The 14,738-nt window shown below is 72.0% G+C and carries 8 protein-coding genes; 2 read left to right on the top strand and 6 right to left on the bottom strand.

Going from position 1 to position 14,738, the window contains the following annotated elements; all coding sequences use genetic code 11:
- Positions 1-12: 12 nt before the first annotated feature.
- The 5 genes from IPJ59_RS16670 to IPJ59_RS16650 form a co-directional block, all read right to left on the bottom strand.
- Positions 13-3,831, bottom strand: a complete 3,819-nt coding sequence (locus IPJ59_RS16670; RefSeq protein WP_293272453.1) for a tetratricopeptide repeat protein — start codon at positions 3,829-3,831, stop codon at positions 13-15.
- A gap of 40 nt (positions 3,832-3,871) precedes the next feature.
- Positions 3,872-5,803, bottom strand: coding sequence for a DUF3857 domain-containing protein (locus IPJ59_RS16665; RefSeq protein WP_293272452.1), 1,932 nt, complete (start codon positions 5,801-5,803; stop codon positions 3,872-3,874).
- A 70-nt stretch (positions 5,804-5,873) separates the two neighbouring features.
- Positions 5,874-7,715, bottom strand: a complete 1,842-nt coding sequence (locus IPJ59_RS16660; RefSeq protein ID WP_293272451.1) for a tetratricopeptide repeat protein — start codon at positions 7,713-7,715, stop codon at positions 5,874-5,876.
- Positions 7,716-7,982: 267 nt separating this feature from the next.
- Entirely contained in the window at positions 7,983-8,177 is a 195-nt protein-coding gene (locus IPJ59_RS16655) for a type II toxin-antitoxin system antitoxin (protein ID WP_293252465.1), read from the bottom strand.
- A gap of 13 nt (positions 8,178-8,190) precedes the next feature.
- Positions 8,191-9,087, bottom strand: coding sequence for an SPFH domain-containing protein (locus IPJ59_RS16650; protein ID WP_293252463.1), 897 nt, complete (start codon positions 9,085-9,087; stop codon positions 8,191-8,193).
- 308 nt (positions 9,088-9,395) lie between these two features.
- Here IPJ59_RS16650 and IPJ59_RS16645 point away from each other — a divergent pair, with 308 nt between their 5' ends.
- Both IPJ59_RS16645 and IPJ59_RS16640 read left to right on the top strand, forming a co-directional pair.
- Positions 9,396-11,972, top strand: a complete 2,577-nt coding sequence (locus IPJ59_RS16645; protein WP_293272450.1) for an FG-GAP repeat domain-containing protein — start codon at positions 9,396-9,398, stop codon at positions 11,970-11,972.
- A 527-nt stretch (positions 11,973-12,499) separates the two neighbouring features.
- Complete coding sequence (locus IPJ59_RS16640; RefSeq protein WP_293272449.1) at positions 12,500-13,993, top strand: sigma 54-interacting transcriptional regulator; 1,494 nt, start codon at positions 12,500-12,502, stop codon at positions 13,991-13,993.
- A 104-nt stretch (positions 13,994-14,097) separates the two neighbouring features.
- Here the strand turns inward: IPJ59_RS16640 and IPJ59_RS16635 are convergent, their stop codons facing one another.
- Positions 14,098-14,595 (bottom strand): RNA polymerase sigma factor, encoded by a 498-nt coding sequence (locus tag IPJ59_RS16635; protein ID WP_293272448.1) that lies wholly within the window; start codon positions 14,593-14,595, stop codon positions 14,098-14,100.
- Positions 14,596-14,738: the final 143 nt, after the last annotated feature.

Raw genomic sequence — 14,738 nt, 5'->3', positions numbered from 1 at the left:
TGCGGCAACGCCTCAGCGGGCGCGGATGACCTGGTCCTCGGCGGCCTTGACCCGGCGGGTCAGGCTGGCGAGCGCGGGGTAGACCTCGGGGCCGAACACGCCGGTGCCGAGAGTCGCACGCGTGCGCACGGTCAGGCCCTCCGCGCCGACCTCGACGCTGCGGTGGTAGCTGCCCTGCGGCGTGTCGATCGTCTCGGCGCTGGGCGTGCCGGTGAACTTGGCCCCGGCGATCTGGATCGTCACCTCGGCATCGAGCAACGGCGCGTAGGGGATCGCGTAGCCGGTCTTGCGCTCGGGCAGCGCCGTGTAGCCGAGGCCGACGTTGAGCGGCACGGTCGCGGCGCGCATCAGCAGCTCGCCGCCCTGGGCCACCACGGCGCCGCGGATGCCGCCCTGGAAGATCAGGCGCAGCGGGGCGTCCAGCTGCTTCTCCTGCTCGATCTGCAGGTCCGCGAGCTCGACCGTGGCGCCGGGGAACAGCACCGACAGCTCGGCCCGCTCGAAGCCGTCGTTGATGCGGTCGCGGTCGAGGTTTCGCAGCACGTCGCGCCAGGCCGCGGCCTCCATGCCCTGCAGCTCGATGCTGCCCTCGACGCGGCCGCTGCCGTCGCGGCCGAGCTCGAGGCGGACGCGGTAGCTGCGGCGGTCGGCGAGCGCGGCCGGCCGGACCGGGAAGCGAACGGCGCCGGGCGCCGTGTCGCTCTCACTGAGCGGGATGCGAAAGCCGGCCGCGCCCGAGAGGCCGGGCACGAGGTAGCCGAGCGGCAGCACCTTGGAGCCGGTGATGACCATCGTCGGGGTCTCGCCCTCACCTGTCCAAACGGCCAGGTAGGGCGAATCGTAGGACTCGAACAGCGGGTTGCCGCCGGGCTTGATGTCGGCGCCGAAGTTGTCGCGGGCGATCCACAGCTCCGCGCGCAGGCCGGCCTCGCGCAGCATGGTCTTGAGCAGGATCATGCCGCTGCCCTTGCGCGCCGAGAGCGTGAGCGTGGCCGGCACGGTGAGCTCGCCGACCTCCTCGACGTTCTCGACGACCCAGCGGTGCAGCGCCTCCAGGCGGGCGCGCGGCGAGGTCTTGCCGGCGATCAGCTTGCGGGTCAGCTGGCGCAGCTCGAGGTTGCTGCGCTGGCCGGTGTAGATGCGCAGGCCCAGCGCCGACAGCCACGCGGCGGTGTCGACGTCGCTGTACACGCGCACGTTCGGGACCTCGAACAGGCTGTTGCGCATCTGCGGCTCGACGCCGAGGCGCGGCGAACGGTCGACGCGCCAGTGCTGCACGGTGAGCTCGCCCTGGCCAGCGCCCGCAGCGAGGCCAGCGACCGCAGCGAGACGGGTGACCACGGCCTGCGGCGCGCCGGCCCGGAGCTCGGCCTTGAGCGGCATGTCGCTCGGGTAGGCGACGATCATCTCCGAGATGTGGAACGGGGTCTCGGGCGACTGGAAGCGGAAGGTCGAGAGGTCGACGTAGCCCGGGAGCAGGCCGAGCTCCTCGCGCTCGAACATGAATTCGTACTCGACGAAGTCGCCGATCTGCAGGCCGCGCAGGCTGAGGCCGTCCTTCTCGGGGATCGACTCCGGCTCGAACACGCGGCCGTCGGCCTTGATGCTGTGCAGCGTGAGCGTGCGGGTCCCCTCGCGCGGCTCGATCTCCCCGTAGCGGTCGATCGCCTCCTTGGAGCGCAGCTCGGTGATCGTGTGGATGATGTGGCGCTGGCTGCCGTCGGGGTACACGCGGGTGACGCTGCGGTCGAGCACCAGCACCTCGCCGACGCCGGCGTGGTCGTGCTTGCCGGCGCGGTAGGCCGCGACGATCGGCAGGCCGTCGACGCGCAGCGCCTCGAGGTCGTCCGGGATGCCGATGTTCTGCGCGACCTGCCACATCGCCATGCTCTGCGGGACCCGGACCAGCGCCTCGCCGACGCTGGCGCGCGCGGCCGCGGGGTCGCCCATGCGCGCCTGGAGGTCGGCGATGGCGACGTGCATGCTGGTCGCGTAGGGGTTCAGGCCGAGGATCTTGCGCCGGTAGCCGAGGGCCTCGTCGAGCTTGTCCTCGCTGATCGCCAGCTCGGCGAGCTCGGCCATCACGTCGACGTCGTCGGGGGTGCGCTCGAGCAGCTTCTTGTAGAGCGCGCGGGCCTCGTCGCGGCGACCGCGGCGGGCGGCCAGGCGGGCGCGCGTGCCGGTGGTGCCGGGGCAGGTCTCGACCTTCGCGGAGAGCGCGTCCTCGGCCGCGACGTCGCCGCGGCGCTGGGCCACCACGCGCTGGGCCTTGAGCACCGCGCAGTGCTCCGGGTGGATCGCGGCGGCGCGGGCCAGGGCCGCGTCGGACTGGAACTCGTTGCCGCGGGCGAGGTAGGCCTGGTAGCGCAGCAGCTCGCCCGGGACGTTGCGCAGGGCCTTGTCGCCGAGCGCGGTGACGGCGTCGAGGACCTCGCTGGTCTCGCCGCGCTCGAGGCCCATCTCGAGCAGGCGGATCCTCGCGCGGGCGAGGCCCGGGTCGATCGCCAGGGCCCGCTCGATCGCCGCCCGCTGGCGCGCCGTCGAGGTGCTGCGGTCACGCGTGGGGTCGCCGGTCTCGAAGGCCGCGACCAGCAGCTCGCCCTCGGCGAAGTTCGGGCCCGCGTGGCGCAGCGCCTTGATGAAGCCCTCGGCGTCGTCGCTGTTGGCGTCGGCCATCGCGTCGGAGGCGGCCAGCAGCATGCGCAGCGGCGCGTAACTCGGGCCGGCGATCGGGCCCTGTGCATATGGGAAGAACGGCGAACGCGGGCGCACGGGCTGACCTGTGAAGGCCGGGGCCAGCGGGCCCTTCGCCTCGACGCTGGCCGGCACGGCCTGACCGCGGTGGTCGGTGGCGCGGACCAGGACCCAGACCTTCTCGCGCGGCACGGCGGTGTGGACGTCGAGGCGGTGGATGCCAGGCTGTAGTTTGAGCTCGAGGGTGTTGTCGCCGCGGGGCCAGCGGTCGCTGCGGTCGCTGCGGTGGATCGGCGCGCCGTCGAGGTAGACGCGGACCGCCTCCTGACTGCTGATGTTGAGGGTGAGCTGCTCGCCAGGGACGTCGAGGTAGCTTCGCATGCGCCGCATGCCGGCGCGCGGGGTCGGGTTCCAGGTGCGGACGACGCAGGACAGCGGCGTGAGCACGGCCTGCGGGTCGAGCTCGAACGCGGCGGGGTCGGCCGCGGCGCGGCGCAGCTCGAAGGCCTCGAGGTGGCCCTCGACCTTGCCGACCTGCCAGGCGCGCACGCAGCCCTGAGCCTCGTAGTAGGCCAGGTAGGGCTGATCGAGGCGGCGAGCGATGCTGGCGCGCTGGCTCAGCAGCGGCTGGGTGACGGCGACCGGGAGCGGCAGGCGCTCCACCTCCGCGAAGAAGCGCGTGAAGTCGAGGTCGTCGTCGGGCAGCTCGCCGTGGTTCTCGCCGATGTAGCGGGCGCCGAGCTCGGCCAGCGCGGCCCGCTCGGCGACATCGGCAGGGGCGAGGCCCGGCGCCGCGGCGGCGCCCTTGATCAGCGCGTGGGCCATGCTGCGCACGGTGACGAGGTCGAGGCGCGCGTCGGCGATGATCATGCGCGCGACCTGGGCGTAGGGGTTGCCCCGCGCGGCCAGGCGATCGAAGGTGGGGAGCGCCTTCGCGGTGGCCCGCAGGTGCAACCACTGCAGGTTGGCCAGCTCGAGCGCGGCGACGTCGTCCTGCGGCTGCTTGACGAGCTGACGCTCGAGCTCCGCGGCGCGCTGGCGGGCGGCGTCGGCGGTGAACGGCGCCTGCGTGGTCTCGGCCTTGTGCTTGCACGCCGGCAGCGAGATCGGGGCCGCGATCGCGGCGAAGGACAACATGGCCCGAAGGACAGGTGCGGACGGGAATGACATGGGTTGCCTAGCGCTCCGGACGGATCTCGAACACCTGATCGAGGCTGCCGTCGACCTGGCTGAGGAAGTCGCGCAGGGCCCGGTACTCGGCGGGCGTGAAGCGGGACTTGCGGTACTCGATGTGGGTGCTGACCTGGGCCGTGTCGCCCTTCTGCTCGACGCGCAGGCGAAAGCTCGCCAGCGGCGTGTCGATCTGCTTGTCGGCGGGGGCCTGGACGATCTTCCAGCCCCGGGGCAGCTGGTACGCGAGCTGGCTGTCCTCGATCGACGGCGCGGCCATCACGAGGTCGTGCTCGCGCTTGGCCTGACCGGCGAGCTGGCGCGTGAGGCCGGTGCGGTAGCCGAGCGCCGGGAAGCGCAGGCCGTCGCCCTGGGTCTGGGCCCAGCTCGGCACCTGCCAGCTGCTGCGCAGCTTGACCGGCAGCAGCACGTCGCCGAGCGTCGGCGCCTCGATGTCGGCGACGACCACGCCCGGGAACTGGCCGCCCCAGGCGTGGGTGAGCCGCTCCTTGCGGTTGTCGGCGCTCTGCAAGATGCTGCGCCAGCCGGCCGCGCCGGCGCCGGTGACGGTGAGCTCGTGCTGCACGCGGGCGCTGCCGTCGGCCGCGAGGGCGATGGTCTGGCGGATCGTCTGGGCGTTGTCACCGGGCTTGCTGGTCGGGATCGTGCGCAGCTCGGCGCCGGCGCCGTCGCGGACGATCAACACGGTCGCGCCCTGATCGCCGGTCGGCAGCTCCTCCGGGCCGGAGAACTCGGCGGTGCCGTCGAGGTAGAGATCGAGGCTCGGGACGTAGGTGATGGCGTGGTTGAACGCGGACAGCGAGGCCGGCGTGGCGCCGATCGTGCCCTGATCGCGGGTGCGCACCAGCACGAGGTTCGACGCGATGCCGGCCTCGGCGAGCATCACCTTGAGCAGGCTCGCCTTGTCCTTGCAGTCGCCGAAGCGGCGGTCGTAGACGTCGGTGGTGCGGTAGGGCTTGAAGCCGTGGATGCCGAACTCGAGGCCGACGTAGCGGGTGCTGGTGATCACGTGCTTGTAGAGCGCGCGCACCTTGGCTCGCTCGTCGGCGCCCTCGGGCAGGCCGAGCAGGACCTCGTTGACGGCGGCGCGGATCTTGGCGTCGACGACCAGCTGCTCCTTGACGAGGCTCCAGTACCAGCGACCGACGGCGTCCCAGTCGGCGAAGGTGCTGACGTGGAGGTACTTCGCGATCTCGGTCCACCCCGGCATGTTGCCCTCGGGGCGGATGCCCTTGCGCTCGCCGACCACCAGCTTGTAGAGCGTCGTGCCGGGCTCCTTGCCGGGGCTGGCCTCGACCGGCTGGTTGAAGAACAGCTTGCGCCCCGCCGGCGCCTCGAGGATGTACTCGCGGCGGCGCTGCGGCAGCACGTCCTCGAGGGCCGCGATCTCGCCGAAGTAGTCGTCGAACTTGTTGCGCGCCGCGGTGTCCCGGCGGACAAACGCGACCTCGAGGGTGTCACCCACGCGCAGGCCGTTGAAGGTGACCCGCTGCTGGCGCTGGTCGTAGAACATGCGGTAACCGGCGTCGGTGAGGGCGACGACGCTGGCGTCGCCGATCTCCTCGACCCCGCCCTCGGCCCGGCGCACGCGGGCGCGGCGGACCTCGACGTAGGCCTCGGCCGGGTCGAAGACGACGCCCTGCATCGCCTGCGAGCGGATGCCGCGGTCGTCGAGCACGCGGATGACGCGGTGATCGAGGCGCTCGCTGAGGCCGTTGGGGAGCACGCGCACGGCCGTGCGCGCGAGCAGGATGCCGGCGTCCTTGCCCTTCCACGCCGCCGGCGTCGCGATCGCCGCGAGCTCCTCGAGGTCGACGGGGTAGCGGGCGAGCAGGTCGTCGCGGGCGCCCTGGTCGAGGGTCGCCAGGAAGTCGCGGAGGTCGGGCTGCTGCGGGCGCAGCTCGAGCGAGCGGCGCACGCTCTGGATCGCGGCCGAGACGTCGCCCGCGCGCGCGGCGAGGCGGCCGATCTGGGCGTGGATGTCGGCGTCATGCGGGGGCCAGATCGGCGGCCCGCTGCATCGCCGCGCGGGCGGCCGCGAGGTCGCCGCGGGCCTCCTCGAAGCGGGCCAGGGCGCGGTGGCTCTCGGGCAGGCCGGGGACCAGACGCACGCGCTCGCGGGCGATCGCCACCGCCTCGTCGGCGCGGCCGAGCCGGAGCAGGCCGTCCTGCATCTCCGCGGCGACGCCGAGGTCGGTCGGCTGGGCGCCCTGCAGGGTGCCGAGGATCTGCAGCGCCTCCTCGGTGCGGCCGAGGTTCATGCGCCGCTCGGCCTGCTGACGGGCCAGGATCGCCGAGTCCGGGTAGCGCCGCTGCATGTCGCCGACCCAGGCCAGCGCGGCCAGCGGGAAGCCGTCCTCCGAGAGTCGCTCGGCCAGCGCGAGCTCGACGATGACGTCGTCGGGCGCGGTGCGGAAGGCCTCGTCGAGCAGCGCCCGCGCCCGCGACTCGAGGCCGAGGTAACGGTCGCGCAGCGAGAGCTCGACCAGGAGCGTGGCCAGCAGCGGGGCGCCGCCCTCCCGGGAGCCGGACCCTTCAGCGCGGGCGCGTTCGACGGCGCGCTGCAGGGCGACGCGGCTGTTGTTCTGGTCGGGGTCGAGGGTCGCCAGCAGGTACGCGCTGCGAGCGGTGCCCAGCGCGCTGTCGGCCTCGCGGGCGCGGTCGACGGCGCTGCGGTCCTCGCGGGCAAACGGCAAGGTCCAGCGGTAGAACTCGACCAGCGCGAGGCGGTCGGCCGGGCGCGCGCGCGGCCCCTGCCCCTTCGCCTCGAGCGCGGCCCGCAGGCTGCGCACGCCGGGGCGGCCGACGCCGACCGGGCTGCTGGCGACGCCGCCCGCACCGGGGCGGCCGACGCCGACCGGGCTGCTGGCGACGCCGCCCGCGCCGGGGCTGGCCTTTGCGACCTGTCCCTTCGGACCTGTGCTAACGGACCTGTCCTTCGCGCCAGGCGACACGGGCGTCGACTGCGGCTCGAGGGTGCTCACCAGACCGGCGAGCGGGCGGCCGTCGGGGGCGCTGAGCCGGGCGTAGAAGCCCCACATGCCGTCGTCGGTGGCCAGCTTGATGAGGATGCGGTTCCAGCCCGCGCGCAGCTCGAGCGCGTGGCTGGCCTGCAGCGGCGTCGGCGTACGGTAGGTGTCGTCGCTGCCGACCAGGACGCCGTCGTGCCAGACCTTGTAGGCGCCGCTGGTGCCGAGGTGCAGCGCGGCGCGACCAGGCCGATCGACCTTGACCCACACGGTCGCGTAGCCGACGGCCTGCTCGGGCGGGTCGAGCAGGTCGGCGAGGTTGATGAAGGCGCCGCGCGGGGCCTGCTCGTGGACGAAGCGGCGCCACACCAGCGGCTCGCCGGGCAGCTTGCCGACGAAGCTCTGACCGGCGGAGAAGGGATCGGTCTCGGGGGCGTAGACGGCTGCGTGACCGGCTCGCCCGGTGTTCTCGAAGGGGCCGACGATCTGCCAGTCGAGCACGAAGCCCTCGGCGCGGTACATCGCGGTGGCCCGCGCCTGATCGCCGCGGGCCTCCTCGAGCTGCGCGCGCAGGTAGCCGGCGTGGCTGGCGACCAGCGGCTCGCGGTGCTTGCGGGCGCCGTCGAGGAAGGCCGCCATCTCGAGGCCGGGGATCTCGCCCTGCAGCTCGACCATCGCGCCGAGCAGTGCCAGCACCGCCTCGGGACCGGGGGCGCGCAGCAGGGCCTTGCGCCGGGCGAACTCGCGGACGAAGCGGCCCGGGTGGGCGGCGTCGCGGATGCCAGGCGTCCACAGCGTCGCGGCGCCAGGCGTGGCCGCAGAAGGCGGCGCGACGCCAGAGCCCGACACGGGTGCCGACACGGGTGCCGACGCGGGCCCAGCTGCGGGCGCGGCCTCGGCTGTCCCGAAGGCCAGGAGGCTCAGGCCGAGGCCGAAGGTGGCGGTTGCACGGAGCGCCGCGCGGCGGAGCCTCGCGGCCTTACGGGGTGCAGGACGTCGCATGGACCGCCGCATGATGCTGGATCCGCGCGCGGCTTACCACGGTGATCCTCCGCGGCCGAGGGCAACGAGGCGGGTGGGCAACGAGGCCGGTGGCCCTGGGGGCGGCCATGACCGCGGCCGTGCGGATCAACGGGGCCGCGGCGGGCCCCGCGAGGCCTTGCCCTCACCCGGCGCGCGCAGCCGTCCGCTGCCGCGCGCCGCCTCCTTGAGGATGAACTCGATCTGACCGTTGACGCTGCGCAGCTCGTCGGCGGCCCAGCGCTCGAGCGCGGCGTAGAGATCCGGCTCGAGGCGCAGGAGGAAGCGCTTCTTGTCGCTCATGACGGCACCGGCGTCAGTAGAGGGTTCCGGTGTTGATCACCGGCTGGGCCTCGCGGTCGGCGACCAGCGCGACCAGGAGGTTGTTGACCATCCCGGCCTTGCGCTCCTCGTCGAGCTGAACGACGCCCGTCTCCTGCAGGCGGCGCAGCGCCATCTCCACCATGCCGACCGCGCCCTCGACGATCTGCCGGCGAGCCGCGACGATCGCCTCGGCCTGCTGGCGGCGCAGCATGGTCTGGGCGATCTCGGCGGCGTAGGCGAGGTGCGACAGCCGGGCCTCGATGATCTCGAGGCCGGCGACGTCGAGGCGGGCCTGCACCTCGGTCTTGAGCGCGGCGCTCACCTCGTCGGGGTTGCTGCGCAGCGAATCCTCGCCGTCGTGGCTGTCATAAGGGAAGCGAGTCGCGACCGCGCGGATCGCCGTCTCGCACTGCACCGCGACGAAGCCCTTGTAGTTCTCGACGTCGAGCAGCGCCCGGGCGGTATCCGTGACGCGCCAGACGATCACCGCGGCGATCTCGATCGGGTTGCCGCGGGCGTCGTTGACCTTGAGCTTCTCGCTGTTGAAGTTGTGCACCCGCAGGCTGATGGTGTGCCGCCCGGCCAGCGGGTTGGCGAAGAAGAAGCCCGCGTCGGCGACGCTGCCGGCGTAGCGGCCGAAGAACACCAGCACGCGGGCCTCGTTGGGCTGGACGACGAAGAAGCCGCCGAGGCAGATCAGCAGCAGCAGGCCGATGGCGCCGACCTGCCACAGCGGGATGAAGTCCTGCGGGCGCGGGTTGCCATGCAGCGCGGCGGCCGTGCTGACCTCGTAGACCACGCTGCCGGCGTAGGCGACGAGCCCGAAGAACAGCGCCAGCGCGAGGAAGCCGTTGAGGGTGAAGCCCCGATGTTCGCGGATCGATGCCATGAAAACCTCCTGATGGCAGGATGATATCACCGTGATAGGCGCGCAAGCCTCGTCGTCGCGGGCTCGTCAAGCGACCGCAACCACAGATCAGGGCCCGGATGCCCGCAGCCGCAGCCGCGGCCGCAGCCGCAGGTGTCTGTGCCCGTGCCGCGGAGCGCTCATTCGTGCGCCTGCACGAACGCCGGCGACGGCCACGACCGCTCGCTGTCACATGCAGCGTCGGCCAGACCAGCACGCTTGTGTGGATCGCGGCCGCGTGTCAGGCTCGCCCGATGGTACTGACATGGGGTGGATGGAATGGGGTGGTCGTGCGTGTCTCGCTCGGCCTGACAGTCGCGCAGCTCACCGCGTGCGGTGACGCCACGGGCACGACGGACACCTTCGGGATGACCGGTGGCCTCACCGACGGGACCAGCGCGGGCAGCAGCGGCACATCGCCGACCGGCCCCGGACCCACAGAGGCGAGCGGGACGGTCAGCGACTCAGCCACGGGCACGGGCTCGGCCTCCCAGGGCTCGATGAGCGAGCCCACGACGGGGCCGACCTCGGCCGGACCGACCAGCGGCCCGACCACCGACTCCGCCACCACGCTGCCCGACACCGACCCCGGCACGAGCAACGTCAGCGACACCAACAGCAGCACCGGCGGGGCCCAGAGCGACACGATGGTGTCGACCGGCAGCAGCGGCGGCGTGGTCTCCGACACCTCGGGGAGCACAGGCGGCCAGGGTTGTGCGCCCGACAAGCAATGCAACGACGAGTGCTGCGCCCCGGACCAGCTCTGCATCGAGGCGCAATGTCAAAAGGACTGCGGCGGTCCCCCACCCTGCGGCCAGCAGCAGGACTGCTGCAACGGTCAGGAGATCTGTTACCTCGGCGAATGCGTGGTGCCGGGCGACGCCTGCGACACCCAGCAATGCGCGACCAAGGTCGCCAATGACTGCGGTATCGGCAATGTCTGCGACTCCGAGCTCAAGCTCTGCCTGCCGTCGAAGGCCGACCTCAACTGCATCTACAAGCCGCCGGCCCAGACCTTCAAGCCGGTCCCCACATTCACGTGGGGCAAGCGCAAGGTCGTGGCTTGCACAATGGACAGCCAGTGCCAGACCGCCGAGTCCTGCGTCAAGAAGGTGTGTACGCCGGGCTGGCCGCACCTCGACATCGGCGTCAACGACCGACCAACGTTCAACCAATCGTCATCGACGGCCGCGGTGGTGGACCTCGATCAGGACTGCGTCCCGGAGATCATCTTCAACAGCTACACCGCCGGCCAGCCCGACACCAACGGGGTGCTCCGCATCATCCGCGGCGACAACGGCGCCAAGATCTTCACCAACACCGACACCAACTACGACACCAACAGCACCGCCAGCCCGGCGGTCGGCGACCTCGACTACGACGGTAAGCCCGAGATCCTGGTCCCAGGTGAAGGCAAGAACATCCTGGCGTTTAGCAGCACCGGTGCGCCGCTGTGGAAGTCCGACGTGTTCACGGCCGCCAACGTCAGCAGCGCCGTGGCGATCGCCAACCTCGACAACGACGGCGACGCCGAGGTCATCTACGCCGACGCGATCTTCAACTCGAAGGGCAAGAAGCTGTTCGAGGGCACACAGGGCGAGGGCAAGAACGGTCAGGGCCCGATCAGCTGCGTCGCTGACCTCGACGGCGACGGCTACCAGGAGCTCATCGCCGGTAAGACCGCGTTCGGCTTCTCGGGCAAGGTCGCGCTCAACACCTTCACCGTCAAGCAGCTGTGGAACAGCGCGGTGGTCGACGGCTTCTGCGGGGTCGCCGACTTCAACGGCGACAAGAAGCCGGAGGTGATCATCGTCGGCAGCGCCAAGATCTACGCCCTAAACCCCCTGACCGGCGCCAAGCTGGCCGAGGCGCCGATCCCCAACGGCGGCTCCGGCGGCCCGCCCAACATCGCCGACTTCGACGGCGACGGTAAGCCCGAGGTCGCGGCGGCCGGATCGAGCCAGTACATCGTCTACAAGTACGACGGCGCGGCGACCTTCACCAAGCTGTGGAGCGCCCCGACCGATGACACCTCCTCCCAGGTCACGGGCAGCTCCGTCTTCGACTTCGACGGCGACGGCCGTAACGAGGTCGTCTACAACGATGAGGTCTATCTGCGCATCTACCCCGGCGTCGAGCCCGACTGCCTCAAGAACCCCAAGGGCCCCGCGTGCGACGGCAACATGACCGACGCCGAGGTGCTGTTCCGCGACAAGAACGGCTCGCGCACCCGCACCGAATACCCAGTCATCGCCGACGTCGACGGCGATTTCAAGGCCGAGATCATCTTCCCGACCAACAACGACGGCGGCTCTGGCGTGCTCGACAGCGGCCTGGAGGTCTGGGGCGACTCACTCGATAATTGGGTCTCCACCCGGCCCGTGTGGAACCAACATACGTACCACATCACGAATGTGGGCCTTGTCGGCGAGATCCCGCTCGCCGAGCCGCCGAGCTGGGCCACGCCGGCGATGAATCCATACAACAGCTACCGCCGCAACGCCCAGGGCGCCAAGGCCTTCTGCGCCCCCGACTTGCAGGTCTACGACCTCGACGTCGACTACGTCAAATGCCCCGACCTTGCGATGAGCGTGTGGGTCGCCAATCTCGGCTGCCTCGGCGTCGGGCCGGGCGTGCCCGTGTCCTTCTACGAGCAGAACAAGGGCTACCTGGGCACCGCGTTCACCAAGGGCCCGCTGGCGGCCGGCGCCGCCGAGCAGGTCACGCTCAGCGTCCCGAACGTCACCGAGTCCGTCACCATCCACGCGGTCGTCGACGACGACGGCAAGGGCATGGGCGGCCTCAACGAATGCAAGGAGAGCAACAACGAGACCGAGCCCCTGCTGGTCTGCGTCGTCCCGAAGTGACCCGATCCCGGCCCCGCCTCACCCGCGGGGCCGATGCAACCACGACGGCCTCGCGCCACCGACGATCCCGCCGCCGCCGCCGACGACAACGACGGAGAGGACTGATCGCATGCCCGCGTGTCGAGGGCCACGGCGAGCTCGAGGCGACCCACAACCTGATCGTCCGCCCATGCCAGCGAGCGCGGCGGCCTTGTGTACGCGTCGCACGAGCGCTGGCGCGTCCGTCCTGACCTCCGGTCTCCGATTCACGGCTCGCCGTCGGCTGCTCGCTCATCGTCTCCTCAGCCCCGAGCGAGGCGCGCAGGCTCTCGAGCGCGCGCTTGAGGTACCTCGCGCGCGCTCGGCCCGGCCGACGTGAGCGCCTGCGCCTGCGAGCGGGTGGCGACGAGCGTGCGAGCTTGGTCCCTGGTTCAAGCGCTTGCTTGGGCCGATACTCGATGTCGGCGATGGTTGGATTGGTGGGGCCGCTGGACGAGACGACGCGGGTGCCGAACGGGGCGACTCATCGCGCGGCACCACGACGGCGCGTGCTGCTGACGCTGGCAGGACACCCGTCGCTGCGGCGGATCGGCGAGCGGGTCGAGCTCGTGGGGCTCGCAGGGGGCGTGGAGCTCTCGCGGCGCACGCCGGAGCTGCGGACCACAGATGGGCGGGTGACCGGGCCGCTCCTCGACCCGTACATCAGCCGCTCACCCCTGATGTTGCGGGCCAGCGAGGCGGGCGATGTGGTGATCGACCCGATGGGCGCGGGCTCTGGGGTGACCGTGGACGCCATGCAGCTGACAGGACCGTTGACCGTGACCGCCGAGCGGCTCGCTCGCGGCGTCGTGCTCGAGCTCGGCGGGCGGGTGGTGTTGCTATTGCACGCCGTTGTCGGGGGCGAAGAGCCGGCGCCGAAGTACGGCCTGGTCGGCGAGAGCGCGGGGATCCAGCAGGTGCGCCGCGAGATCACACAGGCGGCCGGACTGCCCGTGCCGGTGCTCATCCGCGGGCCCTCGGGGGCAGGCAAGGAATTGGTCGCACGGGCGCTGCACGCGGCGTCGCCTCGCGCCGCCAGGAGCTACGTGGCGATCAACCTGGCGGCCCTGAACCCCGGCACCGCGATCGCCGAGCTGTTTGGTCATGTCCGGGGTTCGTTCACGGGGGCGCTGCAGTCGAGGCCGGGCTACTTCCGCGAGGCGGACGGCGGGACGCTCTTCCTCGACGAGATCGGGGAGGCGTCGATCGAGGTGCAGGCGATGCTGCTGCGGGTGCTCGAGAGCGGCGAGGTCCAGCCGATCGGCGGGGCGCCGGCGCGGCGCGTGGACGTGCGGGTGATCGCGGCGACCGACGCGAACCTCGACGCAGCGATCGAATCTGGCGCGTTCCGACCGTCGTTGCTGCACCGCCTCGCCGGGCACGAGCTGGTGGTGCCACCGCTGCGAGACCGACTCGACGACGTGCCGCGCCTGCTCGTGCACTTCCTCGAGCACGAGCTGCGCCGCGCCGGCCAGTCCGAGCTGTTCGAGGCGATGACACGCGACTGCTCGCGGGAGCTGCCGACGGCGGTGATGACCCGGCTGCTGCGCTACGCGTGGCCAGGTAACGTGCGTCAGCTGAGCAACGTGGTGCGGCGGATGGTCGGTGCGCTGCTGGCCGGGGGCGACGTGCTCGGCGTCGTGGAGGCGCTCGCGGCCGGGACTGTCGGACGCGCACATCCGGCCGCGCCCACGTCGATGCCCACGTCGACGGGCGAGCCGGAGCCGGGGACGCAGGTCTCGGACGCGGAGCTGACGGCGGCGATGCGGGCCAACGACTGGCAGATCGCGGCGACCGCCCGGCAGCTCGGCGTCTCGCGCAACACGCTGTACGCCCGGATGAAGCGCACGGGAAAGGTCCGCAAGGCCCGCGACCTGCCACGCGACGAGCTCGCGGGGCTCTATGCCCAGCAGGGCGGCGATCTGGCGGCGATGGCGGGACTGCTCGGGGTGTCGCTGCGGGCCTTGCAGCTGCGCCTGCGTGAGCTCGAGCTGGTGCCGTGATCACGAGCGCGGCTGCTCCGTCCCCGCCGCGCCCCCCCCCCCCCCCCCCCCGCGCCCGGCCGGGCCCCGCCCCCCCCCCCCCCCCGCCTGGCGGCGCGGCTGCTTCAGTCGCTGTAGCCGCCGAGGCGGGCGCGCAGGAAGCGACGCGCCTGCTCGATGCGCTTGCGGGCGTTGGCCGGGGTGATGACCAGCCGGCGCGAGATCTCGTCGTAGCCGAGGTCGTCGACGAAGCGGAGGCAGAAGGCGGACTTGAGGCGCGGCGGAAGGGTGCCCACGGCTTCCGCCACGGCGCTGCCGAGCTGGCCGCGGAAGAACATCCGCTCGGGTGTGACGACGCCGGCGTGGACGCACGCGAGCTCCTCGCTGACGTCGTCGTCGCAGATGCACCGCGCGTGGCGCTGGGCCCCGCGCAGCCGGTCGATGCACAGGTTCTGGAGGATCCGCATGGCCCACGGCTGGAAGCGTTCGACGCTGCCGGGGCTGCGGCGCAGGAACTCGAGCGCCTTGAGGGCCCGCGGCTCACGACGTCGTCGGCGTCGGATCGGTTGCCTCGCAGCCAGCGCAGACAGCTGCGCAGGAAATAGTCGCGGTCGCGCAGCCACAGACCCCAGAACTGTTCGGCGGTCACGACAGCGGGAGAGCACGCGTGGAGTGTCACGATGGGCCGGATTTGCAAGCTGCCTGCCACGGCGGGGCGGGCCGCTGCGGGCCGCTGCGGGCCGCCAGGGGCCGCTGCGAACGGTTC

It is taken from the genome of Nannocystis sp., from assembly GCF_016714285.1.
Classification (GTDB): Bacteria; Myxococcota_A; Polyangia; order Nannocystales; family Nannocystaceae; genus Nannocystis.
Note: the sequence above shows the minus strand (reverse complement) of the source record. Positions and strands in the feature narration are given on the sequence as shown.